The following is a 22,377-nucleotide window of genomic DNA, read 5'->3' on the forward strand; positions in this document are numbered from 1 at the left end:
CATGAGCTCTTCTGCCTGGGGCCTGCTGGCCCTGTTCCTGGTCTTGGTGCTGGCCCTGGCCTGGCCGTTGGGGACCTACCTGGCCGCCCTGTGCGCAGGTCGCCTGCCGCGCTGGATGCTGCAAACCGAGGCTGCCTGGTTCCGGCTCGCCGGAGCGGGCAGCGCCGCCCCCATGCGCTGGACCCAATACACCTACGCCCTGCTGGCGTTCAACCTCCTGGGGGTGTTGGCGGTGTACGCACTGCAACGCAGCCAGGCCTGGCTGCCGCTGAACCCCCAGGGTTTGGGCGCGGTCACTCCGGACTCGGCCTTCAACACGGCGGTGTCCTTTGTCACCAACACCAACTGGCAGGGCTATTCGGGCGAGTCCACGATGAGCTACCTGACCCAGATGCTGGCTCTGACGGTGCAAAACTTTGTCTCGGCGGCCACCGGCATCGCCGTGGTGTTCGCGCTGATCCGGGGCTTTGCCGCGCGCTCGGTGGCGTCGATTGGCAATTTTTGGCTGGACCTGACCCGCGCCACGGTCTGGCTGCTGCTGCCGCTGTCGCTGCTGCTGGCCCTGGCACTGGTCGGCCAAGGGGTGATCCAGAACTTCAGCCCCTACCAGACCGTGCCAACCGTGGAGCCACAAAGCTACACCCAGCCCCAACTGAATGCCGAAGGCCAGGCGGTGCTCGACGCCCAAGGCCAGCCGGTGCAAGAGTCGCTCAGCACGGCCACCCAGGTGCTGCCCATGGGCCCGGTGGCCTCGCAGGAGGCCATCAAGATGCTGGGCACCAATGGGGGCGGCTTTTTCAACGCCAACTCGGCCCACCCGTTTGAAAACCCGACGGCCTTGAGCAACCTGCTGCAAATGCTCGCCATCTTCCTGATCCCTGCGGCGCTGTGCTTTGCCTTCGGGCAAGCGGTGGGCGACCGCCGCCAAGGCTGGGCCGTGCTGGCCGCCATGACCGTGATGTTTGTCGCGGCGGTGCTGGTGATCACCCCAGCCGAGCAGGCCGGCAACCCGCAGCTCAGCGCCCTGGGAGCCGATCAGCTGGCCAGCGCCCAGCAAGCCGGCGGCAACATGGAGGGCAAGGAGACCCGCTTTGGCATCAACGCCAGCAGCTTGTTCACCGTGATCACCACCGCCGCCTCCTGCGGCGCGGTGAACACCATGCACGACTCGCTGACCCCGCTGGGCGGGCTGGTCCCCCTGGTCATGATGCAACTGGGTGAGGTGGTGTTTGGCGGCGTGGGCACAGGCTTGTACGGCATGCTGGTGTTTGCCGTGCTGGCGGTGTTCATCGCGGGCTTGATGATCGGTCGCACCCCCGAGTACCTGGGCAAGAAAATCGAAGCCTATGAGATGAAGATGGGCTCCATCGCCATCCTGGTCACCCCGCTGCTGGTGCTGGCGGGCACCGCGGTGGCGGTGCTGACCGAGGCCGGTCGGGCTGGGGTGGCCAACCCGGGCGCCCATGGCTTCAGCGAAATCCTGTATGCCTTCAGCTCGGCGGCCAACAACAACGGCAGCGCCTTCGCGGGCCTGTCGGCCAACACCCCGTTCTACAACCTGAGCCTGGGTTGGGTGATGTGGCTGGGCCGCTTTGGCGTGATCGTGCCCGTGCTGGCCCTGGCCGGCGCCCTGGCCCGCAAGCAGCGCCTGCCAGTCAGCGCCGGCACCCTGCCCACCCATGGCCCCCTGTTCGTCGTGCTCCTGATCGGCACCGTGCTGCTGGTGGGCTTGCTCAACTACGTCCCCGTGCTGGCCCTGGGCCCGGTGGTCGAGCATTTCATGCTCTTCCCCACGCATTGATCCAGCCCCCACAAGAAAGTCACCATCATGAGTCAATCCACTGGTTTTGCACTCTTCGACCCCACCCTGGTCAAGCCCGCCATCGGCCAGGCTTTCGCCAAACTCAACCCGCGCGTGCAATGGCGCAACCCGGTGATGTTTGTCGTGTATGTGGGCAGCATCTTCACCACACTGCTGGGCCTGCATGCGCTGCACGGCCATGGCGAGGCCCCGCCCCTGTTCATCTTCAGCGTGGCCGTGTGGCTGTGGTTCACCGTGCTGTTTGCCAACTTCGCGGAAGCCCTGGCCGAGGGCCGCAGCAAAGCCCAGGCGGCCTCCCTGCGCAGCATCCAAAAAGCGGGCTGGGCCAAGAAGCTGCAACAACCCCACCACGGCAGCCCCTGGTTGCCACAGGAGTCCTCCCGGCTGCGCCGGGGCGATGTGGTGCTGGTCGAGGCCGGTGACATGGTGCCCCTGGATGGCGAGGTCATCGAAGGGGTGGCCTCGGTGGACGAGTCCGCCATCACCGGCGAGTCGGCACCGGTGATCCGCGAGTCAGGGGGCGACTTCTCCGCCGTCACTGGCGGCACGCGGGTGCTGTCGGACTGGTTGGTGCTGCGCATCGGGGTCAATCCCGGCGAGAGCTTCATCGACCGCATGATCCGCATGGTCGAAGGCGCCAAGCGCCAGAAGACGCCCAATGAGATCGCGCTCAACATCCTGCTGGCCGCCCTGACCATCGTGTTCCTGGTGGTCACGGTCACCCTGCTGCCCTACTCGCTGTTCAGCGTCCAGGCCGCCCAAAGCGGCAGCCCCGTGACCATGACGGCCCTGGTGGCGCTGCTGGTGTGCCTGATCCCCACCACCATCGGTGGCCTGCTCAGCGCCATCGGCGTGGCCGGCATGAGCCGCATGATGCAAGCCAATGTGATTGCGACCTCAGGCCGCGCCGTGGAGGCCGCCGGTGATGTCGACGTGCTGATGCTCGACAAAACCGGCACCATCACCCACGGCAACCGCCAGGCCACCACCTTGCTGCCGGCCCATGGTCAGACCGAGGCGCAGCTCGCGCAGGTCGCCTGGCTGGCGTCCCAGGCCGATGAAACCCCCGAGGGCCGCAGCATCGTTGCCCTGGCGGGTCTGCGCCTGACCCCGGTGGCGCGCGAGCGCCTGGCCGACAGCATGGCCCAAGCCGTGACCGTCCCCTTCACCGCCCAGACCCGCATGAGTGGTGTGGACCTCAGCGAAGCCGGCCAGGTGCGGCGGCTGCGCAAGGGCGCCGTGGACGCGGTGCACCGCCATGTCGAGGCCTTGGGGGGGCACATGCCTGCCGAGCTGCTGCGCGCGGCCGACGATGTTGCACGCCGTGGCAGCACCCCCCTGGTGGTGGCCGACGGGCCCCTGGCCCTGGGCGTGGTGGAACTCAAGGACATCGTCAAAACAGGCATCAAGGAGCGTTTTGGCGCCCTGCGCCGCATGGGCATCAAGACCGTGATGATCACCGGCGACAACCCGCTGACGGCCGCCGCCATCGCCGCCGAAGCCGGGGTGGACGACTTTCTGGCCGAGGCCACGCCGGAGGCCAAGCTGGCCCTGATTCGCCAGTACCAGCAAGAAGGCCGGCTGGTGGCCATGACGGGCGACGGCACCAACGACGCGCCCGCCCTGGCCCAGGCCGACGTGGCCGTCGCCATGAACTCCGGCACCCAAGCGGCCAAGGAAGCCGCCAACATGGTGGACCTGGACTCCAACCCCACCAAGCTGCTGGAGGTGGTGGAAACCGGCAAAGCCTTGCTGATGACCCGGGGCTCGCTGACCACCTTCTCGATCGCCAATGACGTGGCCAAGTTCTTCGCCATCATCCCGGCCATCTTCGTGGTGACTTACCCGCAGCTGGAGGCGCTGAACATCATGGCGCTGGCCAGCCCCAGCTCGGCGATTTTGTCGGCCGTGATCTTCAACGCCCTGGTCATCGTGTTCCTGATTCCCCTGGCGCTCAAGGGCGTGCGCTACCGCGCGATTGGCGCCGCGGCCCTGCTGCGCCGCAACCTGCTGATTTACGGCCTGGGCGGGCTGATCGTGCCCTTTGCCGGCATCAAGCTGATTGACCTGCTGTTGGTGGCCCTGCACCTGGCCTGAGCCCGCCCCTGATTTGCACTGCACAAGGAACAATGTCATGTCCATCCCCCACCTCCCCCTCGTGCGCCCGGCGCTGGTGTTTTTTGTCGGTCTGAGCGTGATCACCGGCCTGCTCTACCCGCTGGCCGTCACCGGCCTGGGGCAAGCCCTGTTCCCAACACAGGCCCATGGCAGCCTGATCCAGCGCGAGGGGCAAACCGTCGGCTCACGCCTGATCGGCCAGAGCTTCTCAGACCCCGCTCACTTCTGGGGCCGCCCCTCGGCCACCGGTCCGATGGCCTACAACGCCGCGGCCTCCAGCGGTGCCAACCAAGGCCCACTGAACCCTGCCCTGAGCGATGCGGTGCAAGCCCGCATCGCCGCCCTGCGCGCCGCCGACCCCGGCCAAACCGCCCCCGTCCCGGTGGACCTGGTGACCGCCTCGGCCAGTGGCCTGGACCCACACATCAGCCCTGCTGCCGCCGCCTACCAACGGCCCCGCGTGGCCCGTCTGCGCCAGCTGGACCCGGCCCGCGTGCAACAGCTGATCGAACAACACACCGAGCGCCCCCTGGGTGGCCTGCTGGGGGAATCCCAAGTCAATGTGCTGACCCTGAACCTGGCCTTGGATGCCCTTCGCTGACCCCAGACAAGAGAGGAGGAGCCGATGGCCATGTGGACTGAATTGGGCCTGGCCCTGTGCGCGCTGGCTGTGCTGGCCCTGCCCCTGGCTTGGGCCTGGTTTCTGAGCGAGCGGGCACCATAATTCCCCACCGATCCGAAAGCCATCTTGTGCCGCCCCCCCACGACGGTCGACCCGACCCAGACCACCTGCTGAATCAGCTGCGCGACGATCAAGCGCGCGCCAAGCGGGGGCGACTGCGCCTGTACTTTGGCGCCAGCGCGGGCGTCGGCAAGACCTGCGCCATGCTCAGCGCGGCCCAGCGCGAACTCGCGGCCGGGCGGGAACTGCTGCTGGGCGTGATCGAGACCCACGGCCGCCCCGACACCGCCGCGCTGCAAGCCGGCCTGCCCCAGCTGCCGCTCAAGGCGCTGCCGTACCGGGGTCGCACGCTGCACGAGTTGGACCTGGACGCGGCCCTGGCACGCCAGCCTGAGGTGTTGCTGGTGGATGAACTGGCCCACAGCAATGTGGAAGGCAGCCGCCACCCCAAGCGCTGGCAGGACGTGGTCGAGTTGCTGGAGGCAGGCATCGAGGTCTGGACTGCGCTCAACGTCCAGCACCTCGAAAGCCTCAACGGCACGGTGGGCGCCATCACCGGGGTGCGGGTGCATGAAACCGTGCCCGACACCTTGCTGGACCGGGCCGATGAAATCATCCTGATCGACGTCAGCCCCGACGAGCTGCTGGCCCGCCTGAAGGCCGGCAAGGTCTACCGCCCCCAGCAAGCCGAGCGGGCGGCACAGCACTTTTTCCGCAAAGGCAACCTGGTGGCGCTGCGCGAAATCGCCCTGCGGCGCACCGCCGAACGGGTCGAGGACGATGTGCACCTGTACCGCGTGGCGCAGGCCCAGGGCCCGGCGCCGGTGTGGAACACCTCGGGCGCCCTGCTGGTCGGGGTGGGCGAGCATGAAGGCGCGGAGCACACCGTGCGCGCCGCCGCGCGCCTGGCCGGTCAACTCAATGCGCGCTGGCGGGTGGCCTACGTCGAGACTCCGCGCCTGCAACGCCTGCCCTCGAGCAAGCGCGACCGCATCCTGGCGGTGCTCCAACTGGCCGAGGAAATGGGCGCCGTCCCATCCGTCTTGACCGGTGACGACATCGCCACCGAACTGCTGCGCCTGGCCCGCCAGCACAACTGCGCCACCCTGGTACTGGGGCGGGCCCGCCCCAGCGCGGTGTTTTTTGGCCGCCGCTGGTGGCGGCCTCGGCTGGCCCAGCAGCTGGCTCACGCCGCGCCGGCGCTGGACTTGGTGGAAGTGGGCCAGCCGCCCGCCTCACGCCGCCTGCCCCCGGCCCTGGGCCCCACGTTGGAAGACGAAGCGCCGCACAGGCCACGCAAGCGTTGGCTGCGTTACGGCATCGCCACCGCCGTGTCGGTGCTGACCGCGGTGCTGGCCACGCCCTTGCTGGGCTGGTTCGACCTGGCCAACATCGTGATGCTGTTCCTGCTGGGGGTGGTGATCGTCGCGGTCAAGCTGGGGCGCGGCCCCGCAGCGCTGTCGGCCGTGCTGAACGTGGCCGCCTTCGACTACTTTTTTGTGCCGCCGCGCTTTTCGTTTGCGGTCAGCGATGTGCAGTACCTGCTGACCTTTGCCGTGATGCTGGCGGTGGGCCTGCTCACCGGACAACTGACGGCCGGCTTGCGGTTCCAGGCCCGCATCATGGCCGGGCGCGAACGCCGGGCGCGCTCGCTGTTCGAGCTGACCCGGGACCTGTCTTCGGCGCTGCAGAGCCAACAAGTGGCCGAGATGGGCGAAGCCGCGGTGCGCGCCAGCTTTGGTGGCGAAGTGCGAATCCTGCTCAGCGATGCCGAAGACCGCCTGCACGCCCCGGTCCCCACGCCACCGGACTTCGACCTCACCGTGGCCGACTGGGCCTTTCGCAACGGCCAAGCGGCGGGTCTGGCCACCCACACCCTGTCGGCCAACCCTTGGCACTACCTGCCGCTGAAGGCGCCCATGCGGGTGCGTGGCGTGCTGGCCCTGCGGCCGGCCCAGGCCCGCGGCTTGCTGATCCCGGAGCAGGTCCAGCAGCTCGACACCCTGGCGCGCCAGATCGCCATCGCTCAGGAGCGGGTTCACTACGTGGAGGTGGCCCAGCAGGCGGTGGTGCAAATGGAGTCGGAGAGCCTGCGCGCGGCGCTGCTGGCCGCCATTTCCCACGATGTGCGAACGCCGCTGACGGCCTTGATCGGGCTGGCCGACGCCTTGCGCAACACCCGCCCGGCACTGTCGCCAGAGCAAGACCGGCTGGCCCAGGCGATGACCGAAGAGGCCCGCCAACTGCACACCCTGGTCAGCAACCTGCTGGACATGGCGCGCCTGCAAAGCGGCGCGGTGAACCTGCGCAGCGACTGGCAGTCGGTGGAAGAGGTGGTGGGCGGCGCCATCCGCCAGGCCCGACCCGCCCTCGGGATGCGCCCCGTTCTGGTGCGGCTCGAGCCCGCATTGCCTCTGGTTGAGTTCGACGCGACCTTGATCGAGCGCGTGCTGGTGAACCTGCTGGAGAACGCCGCCAAGTATGGGCAACCCCCCATCGAGATCGACTCGGGCGTCACCGAAGCCGAATGGTGGCTCCGGGTGCGTGACCAGGGCCCAGGCTTGCCAGCCGCGCTGCGCGGGCGCGAGCACGAACTGTTTGACACCTTCACCCGAGGCGAGCGCGAGTCCGCCACGCCCGGCATGGGGCTGGGCCTGGCGATTGCGCGCGCGATTGTCGAAGCACACCGGGGGCAAATCAGCGCCCAGAACGTGCCCCCGCCCGCACAGGGTGCAGAATTCACCTTGCGTCTCCCGCGCCGCGCTCCACCCACCCTGGACCTGGGCGAATGAGGCCCGGCAATCCCCCTCAGCTTGCGCCCTGCCATGTCCGCCCCCGTTGCCATCCTCATTGAAGACGAACCCCAAATCCGCCGCTTTGTGCGCGTCGCCCTGGAAGCCGAGGGCTGGCTGGTCCATGAAGCCGAAGGCGTGAAACGGGGGTTGACCGAGGCCGGCACCCGCAAGCCCGACCTGATCGTGCTGGACCTGGGCTTGCCCGACGGTGATGGGCTGGACTTGATCCGCGATGTGCGCACCTGGAGCCAAGTGCCCATCGTGGTGCTGTCCGCGCGCAGCGATGAAGCCGACAAGATCGCCGCGCTGGACGCCGGGGCCGACGATTACCTGGGCAAGCCCTTCGGCGTGGGCGAACTGATGGCCCGGGTGCGAGCCAACCTGCGGCGTCCGCGCACCGCGGTGGCCGAGGGCGGCCCCAGCGGTGAAGGGCAAGACCCCGTGTTTCGCTTTGGCCCGGTGGAGGTCGACCGGGTGGCGCGCCTGGTGCGCCGCGAAGGGCAAAGAGTGCACCTGACGCCCATCGAATACCGCTTGCTGACCGTGCTGATCGGCCACGCCGGGCGCGTGCTGACGCACCGCCAACTGCTGCGCGAAGTCTGGGGTGCCAGCCATGCAGAGCAAAACCACTACCTGCGCATCTACATGGGCCACCTGCGTCAGAAGCTCGAACAGGACCCCGCCCAACCGCGCCACCTGCTCACCGAAACCGCCGTGGGCTACCGGCTTCAGGTCGAGGCCTGAAGGGCTGGCACGGCCCCGGAGCGCGCGCCACGCGCAGGTGGGAAGGCACAGGACTTGCGTTGAGGTCGCCCATGCCCGGCGGAATCAAATGAAATTTTTGATATAAATGCCAATATCGACACAGGCTGGGCGTTTTTAACTCCGCCCATCATCACCATGTTCCGACTCTCCCTGCCCGGTCTGGGCGCTGCTTTGTTGTTGGCCTGCAGCGCACTCTCTGTCCAAGCGCAAGGTGTGCTGGACCGCATCAAGTCGGGAGGGCACCTGGTGCTGGCCCACCGCGAATCTTCAATCCCCTTCTCTTACCTGGATGCCCAGGGGCGGCCGGTGGGCTACGCCATGGACCTGTGCCTGCGCCTGGCCGAGGTGATCCGCAAAAAGACCGGTGCGCGTGACATGGTGATTGACTACCTGCCGGTCAAAGCCAGCGACCGCCTGGCGGTCATCGAACAAGGTCGCGCCGATCTGGAGTGCGGCTCCACCACCAACAACGCCGAGCGTCGCGAGAAAGTGGCCTTCACGGTGCCCCACTTCATCACCGGTGCGCGCATGCTGGTGCGTGCCAACAGCCAGGTCACCCGCTTGGAGGAATTGGCAGGCAAAAACGTGGTGTCGACCCGGGGCACCACGCCGCTCAAGGTGATCGACCAACTCAACCGCCAGCATTTGGTGAACCTGAAAATCATCGAGGCCAACGACCACCAGCAGGCCTTGAAGCAAGTGGCAGAGGGCACGGCAGAGGCCTTTGTGATGGACGATGTGCTGTTGTACGGCCTGATTGCCAGCAGCCCCTCCCCGGCGGACTTCAAGGTGGTGGGCCGCTACCTGACCACCGAACCCTTGGCCATCATGCTGCCCAAGGGCGACACCGCGCTGAAGCAACTGGTGGACGAGGAAATGAAGCGCCTGATCACCAGCCGCGACATCTACCCCCTTTACGAGCGCTGGTTCCTGCGCCCCATCCCTCCAGCCAATGTGGCGCTGAGCCTGCCCATGAGTTACCTGCTGCGCGATTTCTGGAAGTACCCCACGGACCAGGTGCCGTTTTAAAGTCGGGCGTCAGTCCCGCTCCGAGGCGGGCCATCACCGCGCCCTTCAAGCCACGGGACACCGGCTCGTTGCCACCAAGGCCTCAATGGGTTCGGGCCGGTGCAGCAAGTAGCCTTGGGCATAGTCCACCCCAATCACACGCAGGCGCTCCAGCACGTCGGCGTTGTCCACAAACTCGGCCACCACTTTCAAGCCCAGCAAACGGGCCACGTCGGCAAAACAGCGCACGGCGGCATCGTCCAACGCATCGCTGACCAGGTTGCGGATGAACTGACCATCGATCTTCAGGCAATCCACCGGCAGGGCCTTGAGGTAGCCAAACGATGAGGCCCCAGCCCCAAAGTCATCCAGCGCCACCTGCACCCCGGTTTTGCGCACCTGCTCAATGAACACCGCCGCGTCAGCCAGGTTGGTGACGGCGGCCGTCTCGGTGATCTCGAGGCACAACTGCCTGCGGATCCGCTCGCCTGCAGAGGCCAGCAAGTCGCCAGCCCAGGCGTGAAAAGCTCGGTCCCCCACGGATTGCCCCGACAGGTTCACGCTCAAGCTCTCGATCAGGCTCGGGTCTGGCAAGCCTCGCAGCCAGTCGATCGCATGGCGCAAGACCCAGCGGTCCACCCTCGAGGCCAGGTGAAAGCGCTCGGCAGCCGGCAAAAAAGCCCCCGGCTGGACCAAGGAGCCGTCGTCATTGCGCAGCCGCAGCAAGACCTCAGCATGGATGCCCCTGGAATTGGACTTCAGCGCCTGGATGCGCTGGGCAAACAACTCAAAGCCCTGGTGGTCCAAGGCCCGTTCGATGCGCGACGTCCACTGGATTTCATGGTGGCGCGCCCGCATGGCCGCGTCCGTGTCAAACCAGACATGCACCCGGTTGCGCCCGGCCTCTTTGGCGGCATAGCAAGAGGTGTCCGCCGCTTGCTGCAAGCCAGCGCTGCTGACCCAGCGCTTGTCCACGGGCACCAAGCCAATGCTGGTGCCAATGCGAAAACGCTGCTCCTCATGCACGAAGCGAAAGTCCTCCATGCGGTCGCAGATCTTCTGGGCGATGCGCTGGGCCTGCTCCACGGAGCAATGTTCCAAGATGATGGCGAACTCGTCGCCGCCCAGGCGTGCCAGGGTGTCCCGCGTCCGGATGGAGTCACCCAGCAACTTGCCCACCTGCATCAGCAACTGATCGCCAATGGCGTGGCCGCAGGCGTCATTGACGAGCTTGAACTGGTCCAGGTCGATGTAAAGCAGTGCGTGCTGACTGTCGTTCTCTTGAGCGTTGCGCAGGGTGCGCGACAAACGCAACTCAAACTCGCCGCGGTTGATCAGGCCAGTGAGCGGATCGTGGGTGGCCCGGTAAGTCATTTCGCCACTGAGGCGGCGCTGCTCGCTCACGTCATGGAACACCAACACCACGCCCAGCATCTGCCCCTGCGGGCTGAGGATGGGCGCAGCCGAGTCTTGGATGCCGTATTCCGAACCGTCGCGCGCAATCAACACGGTCTGATCGGCCAAACCCACCATCTTGCCCATGGCAATGCAGGCGGCGACCGGGTCAGGCGCCAGTTCCCGGGTTTCGTCGTTGACGATGTGGAACACCTGAGGCAAAGGCCGGCCCAGCGCGTCGGCGGACAACCACCCCGTCATGCGCTCGGCCACGGGGTTGAGCCAACTGATCAAACCCTGCGCATCGGTGGTGATCACTGCGTCACCAATGGACTGCAGGGTCACGCGCATCAACTCATGCTGTTGTGCCAGCTCGCTGCTCAGGCGCAGCAGGGCCTCGTCTCGCTGCTTGCGTTCAGTGATATCGATGTGGATCCCATAGACCCATTCAGGTCGACCTTCAGGGGTGCGGGTGATGAGTCGACCACGGTCTTCAACCCAGACCCAGTGGCCATCGCGGTGACGCAGACGAAGCTCGGCCACATAGGCCTCCGTGCGGCCAGCAAAGTGCTCGCGCAGCAGTTCTTGGGTGTGCTGTAACTCCTCTGGGTGGGCAATGTCCACCCGGAACTGATTGGTCACCTGCCCCAGATCGGCCAGCGTCCAGCCCAGGATGGCGGCCCAACGCGGGTTCACGATCACCTCGCCGGTCTGGACGTTCCACTCCCAGGTGCCGGCATTCGTGCCGTCGATGAGGTTGCGCATGCGCGCGTGCTCGCGGGCCAATTCCCGTTCGGCCTGGCGGCGCAGGGTGACATCCTCGGTCACCGACAAGCTGCGTATCGGTTGGCCTTGCGCATCACGCTCCAGGATGGCGGAGAGCAGCACGTCGATCACCTGCCCTTGGCGGGTGATCATCTGGTAGGGCACCGCTTCGCAGTGCCCACTGGCAAAGAAATTCGGAAGCACCTCTTCCCGAGCGCGTCGACGGGACTCTTCCGTCAGGAAATCAGAGGACAGGCGTCCAATCACCTCATGGCGCTCGTAGCCCAGTCCAGCCAGCCAGGCATCACTGACGTGCAACAGGCGGCCCTGCACGTCGATTGAATGCATCATCGCGGGCGTGGTTTCGTACATCGTGCGCAGCCGCTCCTGGGCCAGTTCGAGGGCCTGCTTCTGCTCCCGTTGCTGCGTGATGTCCTGAATCGTGCCGCGCAAACCACTGACCGCCCCCGACGCATCGTGCAGGGCTTCACCCCGGGCCTCCAGCCAACCTGGCTGGCCATCAGGGCGCCGGTAGCGCAACTCGATCGCATAAGGAGTGCCGCTGCCAAGCGCGAGGTCAACCCGTGCACGCAGCTGGGTGTAATCAGCCGCCTCCAGGAACCTGGCCTGCTCGGCGAAGGTGGGTGGGGGCAGGTCAGGATCACAGCCCAGCATCCTGTACATCTGGTCCGACCAGAAGGTGTGGTTGCCCTCGGCCTGCCAACTCCAGCTGCCAATCTGCCCCAATCGCTGGGCTTGAGCCAACGCCAGTTGAGTGGACTTGAGCGCGGTGACGTCGGTGATGTTGACAAAAAATCCACGCACCTGGCCGTCGGTGGTGTCGGGCACATAGTGGGCCCAGGTGTGACCTTGGCTGCCGTCAGCCTTGGTCAGCTCGCGCTCAAATTGCTGCTCCCGCCCCGCCATCACGCCCTGGATGTAAGGCAGGTTCAGAGCGAACACCCGCTCGCCCAGCAAGTCCTGAAGGGTGGTGCCGATGAGGGCCTCGGGCGTTCGGTTGAACCACTGCAGATAAGCCTGGTTGGCAAAACGACAGCGCAGATCCTGGTCCCAATACGCCACCATGCCCGGGATGGCATCGGTGATCCCTTTGATGAAACGCTGACTCTCCCTCAGGGCCTGGTTGGCGGTTTCAGCCAGGTTGCGCTGCTCCACCAACTCGGCTTCAAAACGATGCCGGTGGTGCACCCCGAAAAAGCACCAGCAGTAAGCCTTCTGCCCCTCGTGCTCGGTCCACCGGCTGTTGAGCAGCACCGGCACTCGTTTTCCATCGAGGCCCAGAAGCTGCAGATGGACTTCATCAATGCGCCCCTTGCGCAGCAGGGTGGGCCACACATGGGTCTGCAAAAAAATGCGACTGGGCGACGGCAACAGGGCCTCCAGCGATCGGCCCACCCAATCTGCCGCGGAGCCCCCCACCTGCGCCCCCAACTCTGCATTGGCCGCCAGAATGTGGCCAAAGGCGTCGGTGAAAAGCACCGAGCACGGTAAATGGTCCACCGAGTCCAGCCAGTTCATGCGATGGCTGGAGCGCCAAGGCCCGAAGACTCAAGCCGGAAATAGTCCCGCATAGCCTCGACCACCAAGGCCGGATCGCTGAGATGAGCGCAATGCCCGGCCACGTCCAACACCTGAAGCTTGCTGAGCGGCAGCGCGGCATGCAGGTACTCCCCCACCGCCAGCGGCGCCAGGTTGTCCTGACGATGCTGCAGCAGCAAGCTGGGTCGCGTCACCTTGGGCAGGTCAGCCCGGTTGTCAGCAAAAAAAGTGGCTCGGGCAAAGACCCGCGCCACCGCCGGATCGGTGGAGCAGAAACTGTCGGTCAGTTGGTTCGCGACCTCGCCTTCCCCCGAGGGGCCGGCCGCCACGGGCGCAAGGTACTGTGCCCAGCCCATGTAGTTCTGGTCCATCAGGGTCAGCAAACCCTCCAGGTCTTCGCGTTCAAAGCCGCCGTGGTAGGCCGGCGGATCGTTCAAAAAGCAAGGTGAGGGCCCCAGCAACACCAGGCGGTCAAACAAGCTTGGACGCGCAATGGAGGCCAACAACCCAATGCTGCAACTGACCGAGTGACCGACGAAGGTCACGCCAGAGCTCAGGCCCAGCGCGTCACACACCTCCAGAACATCTTGGGCGTAGCCCTTCAAGTCGGCATAGCGTTGGGGGTCAAATGCAGCCAAGTCCGATCGACCGCTGCCCACATAGTCAAAAAGCACCTGGCGGTGGCTTGCGGCAAAGGCCGGCGTGACCTGAGCCCACATGTCCTGGTGACAACCAAAGCCGTGTGCGTAAAGCAAGACCGGCCCTGTTTCACCCAGGACCTTGACGTTATTGCGCTTCAAAATGCTCATCGTTGTTCTGCGGTGAAGGGGTGACCCAAACGACCCTGCCGCTCACAAACGGCGGCCAAGTAGTTTCTTGACATTGATCATAATGGCGAATCTGATGCCCCTCCGTCAGGGATAGTCATCAGACTTCGAGGCGCACTCAAGTCACAGCGTGAGCTTGATCGAGCCGCAAAGGCTGCACAGCGCAGGGTCAACCGGAGGGTGCTGGAGTGCCGGATTTCCGCACAACAAGCGCCCAAGAAAAAAACCCGCAGAGCCAACAGCCATGCGGGTTTTGAGGGGTTTGGCGACCGCCTGAGGCGATCAAATGGTGCCGGAACCGGAATCGTAAATAGACCGGAAAGCCTCATGAAATATAGGTTCCTGATTTTTATGAAAGAAAAGTGCCGTAAAAAGTACCGTAAAAATAGGAAATGCGTCTGTTGCACCCGCACATCACTGAGCAGCGTCGATAGCGAGTGTCGATGGTCCCCCATCACGCGAATTTGCCAGGTAGACCTGACAGCCCCAAGTCGGTAGGCCGCGAGCGCCAGAACTGCCCAGCCCCTTCCCTGGCGCACGCACGGCCAGCCCAGGAGTCAGCGTTAGACCCAGATCACGTGAGCACACAGCCAGGGCGATCCGATCCATGTACTCGGGCACCACGCGCGCAGGGGCACTTCGAGCAAAGCCAGGGGCGCTACCTTCGGCTCGGCGCAGGGTTCGCCACCACGTCGCGAGGGCATGCGGCCTAGCGAGATGGCTAGAGCCTCCAGCTACTTGCGCACACCCAGCATCAGAACTGCCGTCAGGGCCACCCGGGCGGCACAGCATCCGTCTGTCAAACACCTCGGACCGGTATTGGGGACAGGACAGACCCTCCTCACGAAGCGGCGTGCAGCCCTGGCATGGGGCAAGGCCCAAAACATGCTCCATAGTCTGGCAGCCAAGATACCGTAGCGCAGCACCCATACACCAGCCTTAGCCTGGGGAGAGGACAGCCGGCACTTGCCGGGCACGCAGTGACCCCGGACAGGCCTGGGCCTGGGCCTGGGGCTCGGGCTCGGGCTGGGGCTGGGGCTGGGGCTGGGGCTGGGGCTGGGGCTGGGGCTGGGGCTGATGTTCTACCGAAATGTTGCCCGACGACCTGAATGCTCTGTACGTGTGGCTGCTCCAGAAGTGGCACGACGGAAGCAGGGTTCAAGCAAGACCAACCTAGAGCAAGAGCCTCGGCGGTTTCTGTCAGCTCATCTCACGGCATTACCCATAATGAAGGTATCAACAACAGGGAGGAATGCCATGAAAAAGGCGTTGGTATGCATGCTGTCGGTCGTCATGCTTGCAGGGTGCGCGATCACGAATGAAACATCCGTTGTCGTTGGCCAGGTACGGCCTGCAACAACTCCAGAACGGGTGAAGCTCTACACCAAACCGCCAGCCAAGTATGAAGATGTTGCCCTGGTCTCCGCCGACGCTGCGCACGACTTCATGGCCAAGCAGGAACTGATGAACATCTCCATCGCCAAGCTCAAGACAGAGGCTGCCAAGGTGGGCGCCAACGGGATCTTGCTGGACAACGTGGGTGATCTAGCCCTGGGATCGTCAGGCATTGCCGTCGCCCAGCCATTGGGGCGCAAAGGCGCAGCCATGGCCTGGGGGAGTTCGTCCCACAGAACCGGCAAACAAGCCAGTGGCATGGCGATCTACGTAATCGAGGAGTGACCTAAGCTGGTCGATTGACCGGTTTAGGGTATTTGATCGCGGGTGGTGCCTGGTTAGTTGCTTCCAGGCAGATAAACCTGCTCCAACCAATGTACTCCCACCTTTGCCACGTCCAAGCTTCGCAGTAGCACCTCGATGTCGCCCGCCACGTTGTACCTGGCCAGGTCACTCAGGCGGAGGAACATGCTTTCGCGCACCCGCACCAGAACATGGTCCTCTGTCTCCCAGGCTGCAAAAACCCGCTCGCCGCTTGCCATGCAAAAGGGGGTGAAGATAAATCCATGAATTGGCGGCACTTTAAAGGCCGTCGGCGATGCCATGCGGAGGCGCTTCATTAAAGCAAGCTTCTCGCCGTAATCAATCGGCGCCGTCAGTATCCGGTACAGCGCAACTGCTCCAAACAGTGCGGCCTCCGTCGCAGTAAAGCCACCTGGTCGCCAGTTGGCCTGAAGCACACTTGGAAGCTCGTCGACAGCACTGTCAAAAAGCAACTTGGGGAATGGACGCAGTGGCAGCGGTATGTAACCCGGGGTGGGGAAGAATGTCGTTTTCATGCCGCAGATTCTCTGCAGGTGGCATGAATTCGACACAAAAAAAGCCCGTCGCCGGGCTTGCTGGGAGCGAAGGGTGGCGTTCAACCTGAATACCGCACCTACCGAGCCGAGGTCACAGCTGTTTTGTCTTAAAGCTTACCCTGTATCAGGGCAGGCCAGCGCCCGACCAAAAGCTTGTGGGTAAGTTAGAGTTAGCCGATGTCTTACCTCGACTATTTGCTGCAGCCCCAGGACTACACAGGGGCGGATTTGGCCAGAATTGAGGCCCTCCGCCAGGAGGCCTACGACGACTATCGCAGCAGGCCAATTGAAGAGGTTTGGGAGATGGCGGACTTCTCCCTCTGCTTCATGGATGACACTCCAGTCGAGATCATGGAGCGCTTTACGATCCGTAAGGACGTAGCGCGCGAGCTGACGCGTTACCACGAGTGGCGTTACCAGCGCCCCGCGCCCACCTTGCCGATCCCAAAGGACGCAGACTGGGTGTGGGGCGGTGTTGATCTAGAAACCTACACCGAGGTCAAGGCACGCTACCCCGGCATCCTGACATACTTTGCCAGCAGCAACTCTGCGCCGAGACACACCCTTTGGTTCTGGATTTCACGATTCGACCAGTGGGCAGCCTTGGAGCGCGACTTGATGCATCTCCTGGCCTGTGGTGAGCAAGTCGAGGATTGGAACGACTATGAGGCTAACGTGCGAAAGCATCTGGAGCGCGTGCACCTCGGCGTGGCACAGGGCGACTTTGCTTAATCATTTGATAACCCACAACCAACTGTGGGACGCGCCGATCATGTCGGAGGCACCTGCCGGCACACACACCGGATGCTGTTATGAGGGCGGCCCGGGTGCTTCGATGAGCGGCCAGCTATGCAGCATCGGCAGGGCTTAGCGGCCAATCCCAGACCCGACCGAAGACGGCATGCCACCTCGATGGACGACATTCGCACCAAAGGCGCGGATCAGCGACAGCACCCATCCTTGGACACCGAAAAATACCCTCGATGCCCACGTCCTAAAATTTAGCTACTGGCGAGTTCAAGTCACGCACTTTCGCAGTGAAGATCAATGAACGTCAAGTTAGAAGTCCATGAACCACCAAGCCCTCTCGTCTTTCATCTGGTCCGTCGCCGATTTGCTGCGCGGCGACTTCAAACAGTCCGAATACGGGCGCGTCATCCTCCCCTTCACCGTGCTCCGGCGCCTGGACTGCGTTCTGGAGGCCACCAAGCCGGCCGTCCTGGCCGAGTTCGAGGCCAAGACCAAACTGGGCCTGAACCCTGACCCATTTTTGGAGCGCAAGGCCGGCCAAACCTTCTTCAACACCTCGCCGCTCGACCTGGCGAAGCTGTTGGGCGACCAAGACCACATCCGGCAGAACCTCTACGCCTACGTCCAAGGCTTCTCTCCGGCCGCCCGAGACATCTTTGAGCGCTTCGATTTCTACACCCAGGTGGAACGCCTCGCCAAGGCCAATTTGCTCTACCTGGTGACCGAGAAGTTCGCGAACATCGACCTGCACCCTGATGTGGTGGACAACGCCCAGATGGGCGGGGTGTTCGAGGAGCTCATTCGCAAGTTCGCCGAAATCAGCAACGAGACCGCCGGGGAGCACTTCACCCCACGCGAGGTGATTCGACTGATGGTGAACCTGCTGTTCATCGAGGATGACGATGTGCTCACCGCCGGTAACGCCGTGGTGCGCACCATCTACGACCCGACAGCGGGCACGGGCGGGATGCTCTCTGTGGCCGGTGAGTACCTGCTGGAGCACAACCCCCAGGCCCGTCTGACCATGTTCGGCCAGGAGCTCAACGACGAGTCGTACGCGATTTGCAAGGCCGACATGCTCATCAAGGGCCAGGACGTCGGCAACATCGTCGTGGGCAACACCTTGAGCGACGACGGCCACGGCCTCCGCAAGTTCGACTACATGCTCTCCAACCCGCCCTTCGGCGTGGAGTGGAAGAAGGTGGAGAAGGCCGTGCGGCAGGAGCATGAGCAAAAGGGCTTTGACGGCCGATTTGGCCCGGGCCTGCCCCGGGTCTCGGATGGCTCGATGCTGTTCCTGCTGCACCTCTTGTCCAAGATGCGCCCGGCCCAGGAGGGCGGCAGCCGCTTTGGCATCGTCTTGAACGGCTCACCCTTGTTCACCGGGGGCGCCGGCAGCGGCGAGAGCGAAATCCGGCGCTACGTGCTGGAGAACGACCTGGTCGAGGCCATCATCGGCCTGCCGACCGACATGTTCTACAACACCGGCATCGCCACCTACGTCTGGGTCTTGTCGAACAAGAAGCCCGAGGACCGACGTGGCTTCGTTCAGCTCATCGACGCTTCGGCCTTCTGGCAAAAGATGCGCAAAAGCCTCGGCAGCAAACGCAAGGAGATGAGCGAGGAGCACATCGCCACCGTCACCCGCCTGTTCGGTGATTTCACCGAGGCGGAGCAGTTCACCGTGTTCGACGCCCAGGGCAAGGAGGTCGAGACCCGCCTGGTCACCGCGACCGATGCCCCGCCCGTGCACCCCGAAGGCGGCAAGCTCAAGAAGGTGCCGATTTCGCGCATCTTCGCCAATGAGGATTTTGGCTACACCACCATCACCGTCGAGCGCCCCCTGCGCGATGAGGCGGGTAACGTGGTTTTGGGCCTCAAGGGCAAGCAAAAGGGCAAGCCCCAGGCCGACAGCGCCCTTCGCGATACCGAGAACATTCCGCTTAGCGAAGACGTCACAACCTACTTCGCGCGCGAGGTGCTACCTCATGCACCCGATGCCTGGATTGAGCCGGAGAAGACGAAGGTGGGCTACGAAATTCCGTTCAACCGGCATTTCTACGTCTTTGAGCCGCTGCGCAGCCTTCACGAAATCGACGAAGAGCTGAAGGCCGTCACGAGCAGCATCATGAAGATGCTGGGGGAGTTGGCGGAATGAGTGTGTCGCAATACGCAGACTATGAGGACAGTGGATTTGATTGGCTAGGGAAAGTGCCGGCGCACTGGGAAGTGGCGCCTTTGAAGCGATACGCCGCTGTTCAAACGGGCATTGCCAAGGGCAAGGACAACGAGGGCAAGAACACGGTAGCCGTACCCTATTTGCGTGTGGCTAACGTTCAGGACGGTCACTTGGTGCTTCATGACATGGCCACCATCGACGTGACGGCTGACGCGATGTCTCGCTATCGTTTGAGGCCCGGCGACGTGCTGATGAACGAAGGTGGCGACGCGGACAAACTGGGCCGAGGTTGCATCTGGCAAGGCGAGATTGCGGATTGCATCCACCAGAACCATGTGTTCGCGGTTAGGCCGCAAGGGGTCTCATCCGAGTGGCTCAACTGGGTAACCAGTTCAGCAGGGGCGCAGTTCTATTTCCTCACGCGTTCCAAGCAAAGCACCAACCTTGCGTCCATCTCTTCGACCAACATCATGGAGTTGCCGCTAGTCGTGCCACCTATTGATGAGCAAGCATCCATCACCGCCTTCCTCGACCGCGAAACCGCCAAAATCGACACACTGATTGCCGAGCAAGAAAAGCTCCTGACCCTGCTCGCCGAGAAGCGCCAAGCCACCATCTCCCACGCCGTCACAAAGGGCCTTAATCCCGATGTGTCGATGAAGGACTCGGGGGTGGAGTGGTTGGGGGAGGTGCCGGAGCATTGGGATGTAAATAGACTCAAATTCATCGCATCCGTGCAAACCGGCATTGCCAAAGGCAAAGACACTGCGGACAAAGAAACCATCGCAATCCCTTACCTCCGGGTAGCGAATGTTCAGGATGGCTATCTCGCTCTTGACGATGTGGCCATCATCGAAATCGAGGTAGAACAGTTAGAGCGGTATCGCTTAGCGCCTGGCGACGTTCTGATGAACGAGGGCGGCGACTTCGACAAACTTGGGCGTGGTGCCGTCTGGCGTGGTGAGATTGCTGACTGTATTCACCAAAACCACGTCTTTGCGGTGCGGCCGCATGGTGTTAGCTCGGAGTGGCTCAACCTGATCACAAGTTCCCGATACGCTCAGTTTTACTTCATGAGTCGCTCGAAGCAAAGCACAAATCTGGCTTCTATCTCCTCGACGAACATCATGGAGCTACCAGTGGTCCTCCCGCCGCAAAGCGAGCAACGGACTATCTTGGCATTTCTCAAATCAGAAATTGGCAAGCTTGATAGTCTGACAAACCGTGCGAAGCGGGCTATCGGCCTGTTCAACGAGCGCCGCTCCGCCCTCATTTCCGCCGCCGTAACCGGCAAAATTGATGTCCGAAATATCTGAAAAATTATTAGGGAGAAAAAATGAGTCATACGCTGACCGCCAAAGAGCAGTCGCTTTCTAAAATTTTCAGTGACGACTACGCCTTCACTATTCCGGGCTACCAGCGCCCCTATGCTTGGGGCCGAGACCAAGCGCAGGAGTTGCTGGACGACTTGCTGGGCGCCCTGGCTGCTGCGCCAAATCAACTCAACGACGCTGCGCCGTATTTCCTCGGTAGCATCGTACTCATCAAGACCGAGGCCGTACCCGACGCCACCGTTGTAGACGGCCAGCAAAGACTGACGACGCTCACGCTACTTTTGTCAGCTATCCGCGCGTCAGTTAATGACGCCGAACTTCAGAAGGACATCACAGGCTGCATCTATGAAAGAGGCAGCTTAGTTAAAGGGACTCAACCGCGATACCGGCTGCTCCTGCGAGAGCGCGACCGTGATTTCTTCCGCGATTACGTCCAACACGAGAACGGTCTACAAGAGCTTGCACAGCTTAATACGGTGTTGCCTGACGCCCAGAGCCGCCTCCGCGCGAATGCACTGGTATTCATGGAGGGCCTCGCGAAAATGCCGCAGGCGGAGCTGGTGCGGCTTGTGCAGTTTGTCATCACGCGCTGTTACCTCGTCACTGTGGCAACGCCAGACCTTGATTCGGCTTATCGAATTTTCGGTGTACTCAACAGTCGCGGCCTGGACCTGAGTGCGACAGATATCCTCAAAGCGGAAATCATCGGCGGCATTGCGCCAGCGTTACGCGACGCGTACACAAAGAAATGGGAAGACGAAGAAGAGGACTTGGGGCGAGATGAGTTTGGCGAACTGTTCAGCCACATTCGCATGGTCTACCGTAAAGCCAAGTCCCAGGGGACATTGCTCAAGGAGTTTAAAGAGCATGTTGCACCGGCCAAACAATCACAGAGCTTTATTGACAACGTGCTGCTTCCGATGGCCCAAGCCTTCGGCGAACTACGAGATGCCGATTACGCAAGTACTCACCACGCCGAAGAGGTGAACGAGCACCTTCGATGGCTGAACCGTCTGGAGTTCAAGGACTGGGTGCCTCCAGCCTTAACCTTCTTCGTCTCGCATCGGCAGCAACCTGACGCGGTGCTGGCCTTTTTTCGAGACTTGGAGCGGCTGGGGTATTCGATGTTGGCTCGCAAAACAGGAGTCAATGACCGCATCGAACGCTTTTCGGCACTGACCAATGCCGTCGAAGCAGGCGCCGACCTGTCACTCACCACATCCCCTCTCCAACTCTCGTCAGACGAGCAGTACCAAACCTACGCCGCGCTAAGTGGACCTTTGTACGAGACCCATTCGCCCCGTGCATTGGCACTCCTGCTTTTGCGACTTGACCGCCTGATGTCGGACGGCAGTGCCAGCTACCAACATCAAGTTGTCTCGGTTGAGCACGTCATGCCTCAGCAACCGGCTCCAAACAGCCAATGGGCAACCTGGGTACCCGACAAGGCAGAGCACCAGCTCTGGGTCCACAGACTCGGCAATCTAACCTTGCTGAGCCGCAAAAAGAATAGCTCCGCAAGTAACCGAGATTTTGACTGGAAGAAATCAGCCTACTTCAGCAAGGGAGGCGTCTGCGCATTTGCTCTGACGACTCAGGTTCTCCAATACGCGGAATGGCACACCGAAGCGATGCAACAACGCCAGGAGTCCTTGCTCGCGAAACTGGAGGCGCATTGGCGCCTTGAGGACCGCAAGAGCAAGGCAGAGCTGGCCGAGGCGCTGTTGGCTGACCTGACAGCAGCAGGTGATGCCGTCATCTTCGAGCTTGAGAGCTCGCGCCACGGTCTCGTCGCCACAGCGAAGGAAAGTGGCAAGGCATTTACTGTGCTTGCAGGCTCACAGGTCAAGCTCGATTGGTCTGGCCAGCCCCACTCCTATTCGCAACTGCGAGAAGACCTGCGGGAATCGGGGGCGCTGAAACTATCCGAGACCGGTACCCATCTTGTCTTCGCTTGTGACACGGACTTCAAGAGCCCTAGCGCCGCCTCAGCCACGGTCCTGGGTCGTACCGACAATGGCCGGAACACCTGGCGACTTAAAGGGACTGCCATCACCTATGCAGCATGGCAAGACAACCTGCCGGGCAACCAGCCAGCGACAGGCCGCTCGGAGGTCTGAGC

Annotated in this window: 14 protein-coding genes; 11 read left to right on the top strand and 3 right to left on the bottom strand. The window is 63.1% G+C overall.

Translation table 11 applies throughout. The features are described 5' to 3' along the window. The first annotated feature begins 1 nt into the window (after window position 1). The 6 genes from kdpA (at window position 2) to PSQ39_RS11785 (ending at window position 9,211) form a co-directional block, all read left to right on the top strand. The gene (gene kdpA / locus PSQ39_RS11760; RefSeq protein ID WP_273926990.1) at window positions 2-1,801 is read left to right on the top strand and encodes a potassium-transporting ATPase subunit KdpA; all 1,800 of its coding nucleotides are present in this window, start codon (window positions 2-4) and stop codon (window positions 1,799-1,801) included. A gap of 27 nt (window positions 1,802-1,828) precedes the next feature. After that, a complete protein-coding gene (gene kdpB / locus PSQ39_RS11765) occupies window positions 1,829-3,919 on the top strand; it encodes a potassium-transporting ATPase subunit KdpB (protein ID WP_273926991.1) in 2,091 nt (696 codons plus the stop codon). Between the two features lie 37 nt (window positions 3,920-3,956). Then, window positions 3,957-4,541, top strand: a complete 585-nt coding sequence (kdpC, locus tag PSQ39_RS11770) for a potassium-transporting ATPase subunit KdpC (protein ID WP_273926992.1) — start codon at window positions 3,957-3,959, stop codon at window positions 4,539-4,541. Between the two features lie 149 nt (window positions 4,542-4,690). Next, window positions 4,691-7,414 (top strand): DUF4118 domain-containing protein, encoded by a 2,724-nt coding sequence (locus PSQ39_RS11775; RefSeq protein WP_273926993.1) that lies wholly within the window; start codon window positions 4,691-4,693, stop codon window positions 7,412-7,414. A 33-nt stretch (window positions 7,415-7,447) separates the two neighbouring features. Next, entirely contained in the window at window positions 7,448-8,161 is a 714-nt protein-coding gene (kdpE, locus tag PSQ39_RS11780; protein ID WP_273926994.1) for a two-component system response regulator KdpE, read from the top strand. A gap of 156 nt (window positions 8,162-8,317) precedes the next feature. Further along, on the top strand, window positions 8,318-9,211 hold the full coding sequence (locus tag PSQ39_RS11785; protein WP_273926995.1) for an amino acid ABC transporter substrate-binding protein: 894 nt from the start codon (window positions 8,318-8,320) through the stop codon (window positions 9,209-9,211). A 45-nt stretch (window positions 9,212-9,256) separates the two neighbouring features. Here PSQ39_RS11785 and PSQ39_RS11790 read toward each other — a convergent pair whose 3' ends face one another. Both PSQ39_RS11790 and PSQ39_RS11795 read right to left on the bottom strand, forming a co-directional pair. Then, complete coding sequence (locus PSQ39_RS11790; protein WP_273926996.1) at window positions 9,257-12,889, bottom strand: PAS domain S-box protein; 3,633 nt, start codon at window positions 12,887-12,889, stop codon at window positions 9,257-9,259. Further along, window positions 12,886-13,719: an alpha/beta fold hydrolase gene (locus PSQ39_RS11795; protein WP_273926997.1), complete on the bottom strand. Its 834-nt coding sequence runs from the start codon at window positions 13,717-13,719 to the stop codon at window positions 12,886-12,888. The genes PSQ39_RS11790 and PSQ39_RS11795 overlap by 4 nt, the downstream gene beginning before the upstream one ends. Window positions 13,720-14,994: 1,275 nt before the next feature. On the opposite strand from PSQ39_RS11795, the gene PSQ39_RS11800 reads away from it, so the two are divergent. Further along, window positions 14,995-15,417, top strand: a complete 423-nt coding sequence (locus PSQ39_RS11800; RefSeq protein ID WP_273926998.1) for a hypothetical protein — start codon at window positions 14,995-14,997, stop codon at window positions 15,415-15,417. Between the two features lie 53 nt (window positions 15,418-15,470). Here PSQ39_RS11800 and PSQ39_RS11805 read toward each other — a convergent pair whose 3' ends face one another. Then, entirely contained in the window at window positions 15,471-15,971 is a 501-nt protein-coding gene (locus PSQ39_RS11805) for a hypothetical protein (RefSeq protein ID WP_273926999.1), read from the bottom strand. A gap of 198 nt (window positions 15,972-16,169) precedes the next feature. Here PSQ39_RS11805 and PSQ39_RS11810 point away from each other — a divergent pair, with 198 nt between their 5' ends. The 4 genes from PSQ39_RS11810 (at window position 16,170) to PSQ39_RS11825 (ending at window position 22,375) form a co-directional block, all read left to right on the top strand. After that, a complete protein-coding gene (locus tag PSQ39_RS11810) occupies window positions 16,170-16,724 on the top strand; it encodes a hypothetical protein (RefSeq protein ID WP_273927000.1) in 555 nt (184 codons plus the stop codon). A gap of 337 nt (window positions 16,725-17,061) precedes the next feature. Further along, window positions 17,062-18,900, top strand: coding sequence for a type I restriction-modification system subunit M (locus PSQ39_RS11815; protein WP_273927001.1), 1,839 nt, complete (start codon window positions 17,062-17,064; stop codon window positions 18,898-18,900). Then, a complete protein-coding gene (locus tag PSQ39_RS11820) occupies window positions 18,897-20,237 on the top strand; it encodes a restriction endonuclease subunit S (protein ID WP_273927003.1) in 1,341 nt (446 codons plus the stop codon). Before PSQ39_RS11815 ends, PSQ39_RS11820 begins: the two co-directional genes overlap by 4 nt. A gap of 20 nt (window positions 20,238-20,257) precedes the next feature. Then, window positions 20,258-22,375, top strand: coding sequence for a DUF4357 domain-containing protein (locus PSQ39_RS11825; protein WP_273927004.1), 2,118 nt, complete (start codon window positions 20,258-20,260; stop codon window positions 22,373-22,375). The last annotated feature ends 2 nt before the right edge of the window (window positions 22,376-22,377 follow it).

Source organism: Curvibacter microcysteis (genome assembly GCF_028649455.1).
GTDB lineage: Bacteria > Pseudomonadota > Gammaproteobacteria > Burkholderiales > Burkholderiaceae_C > Curvibacter > Curvibacter microcysteis.

Bases quoted from the DNA above. Each gene is read 5' to 3' on its own strand.
- kdpC (WP_273926992.1), top strand. From the start codon at position 3,957: ATGTCCATCCCCCACCTCCCCCTCGTGCGCCCGGCGCTGGTGTTTTTT.
- PSQ39_RS11810 (WP_273927000.1), top strand. From the start codon at position 16,170: ATGTCTTACCTCGACTATTTGCTGCAGCCCCAGGACTACACAGGGGCG.
- PSQ39_RS11815 (WP_273927001.1), top strand. From the start codon at position 17,062: ATGAACCACCAAGCCCTCTCGTCTTTCATCTGGTCCGTCGCCGATTTG.
- PSQ39_RS11790 (WP_273926996.1), bottom strand. From the start codon at position 12,889: ATGAACTGGCTGGACTCGGTGGACCATTTACCGTGCTCGGTGCTTTTC.
- PSQ39_RS11785 (WP_273926995.1), top strand. From the start codon at position 8,318: ATGTTCCGACTCTCCCTGCCCGGTCTGGGCGCTGCTTTGTTGTTGGCC.
- kdpA (WP_273926990.1), top strand. From the start codon at position 2: ATGAGCTCTTCTGCCTGGGGCCTGCTGGCCCTGTTCCTGGTCTTGGTG.
- kdpE (WP_273926994.1), top strand. From the start codon at position 7,448: ATGTCCGCCCCCGTTGCCATCCTCATTGAAGACGAACCCCAAATCCGC.
- kdpB (WP_273926991.1), top strand. From the start codon at position 1,829: ATGAGTCAATCCACTGGTTTTGCACTCTTCGACCCCACCCTGGTCAAG.
- PSQ39_RS11805 (WP_273926999.1), bottom strand. From the start codon at position 15,971: ATGAAAACGACATTCTTCCCCACCCCGGGTTACATACCGCTGCCACTG.
- PSQ39_RS11820 (WP_273927003.1), top strand. From the start codon at position 18,897: ATGAGTGTGTCGCAATACGCAGACTATGAGGACAGTGGATTTGATTGG.
- PSQ39_RS11800 (WP_273926998.1), top strand. From the start codon at position 14,995: ATGAAAAAGGCGTTGGTATGCATGCTGTCGGTCGTCATGCTTGCAGGG.
- PSQ39_RS11795 (WP_273926997.1), bottom strand. From the start codon at position 13,719: ATGAGCATTTTGAAGCGCAATAACGTCAAGGTCCTGGGTGAAACAGGG.
- PSQ39_RS11825 (WP_273927004.1), top strand. From the start codon at position 20,258: ATGAGTCATACGCTGACCGCCAAAGAGCAGTCGCTTTCTAAAATTTTC.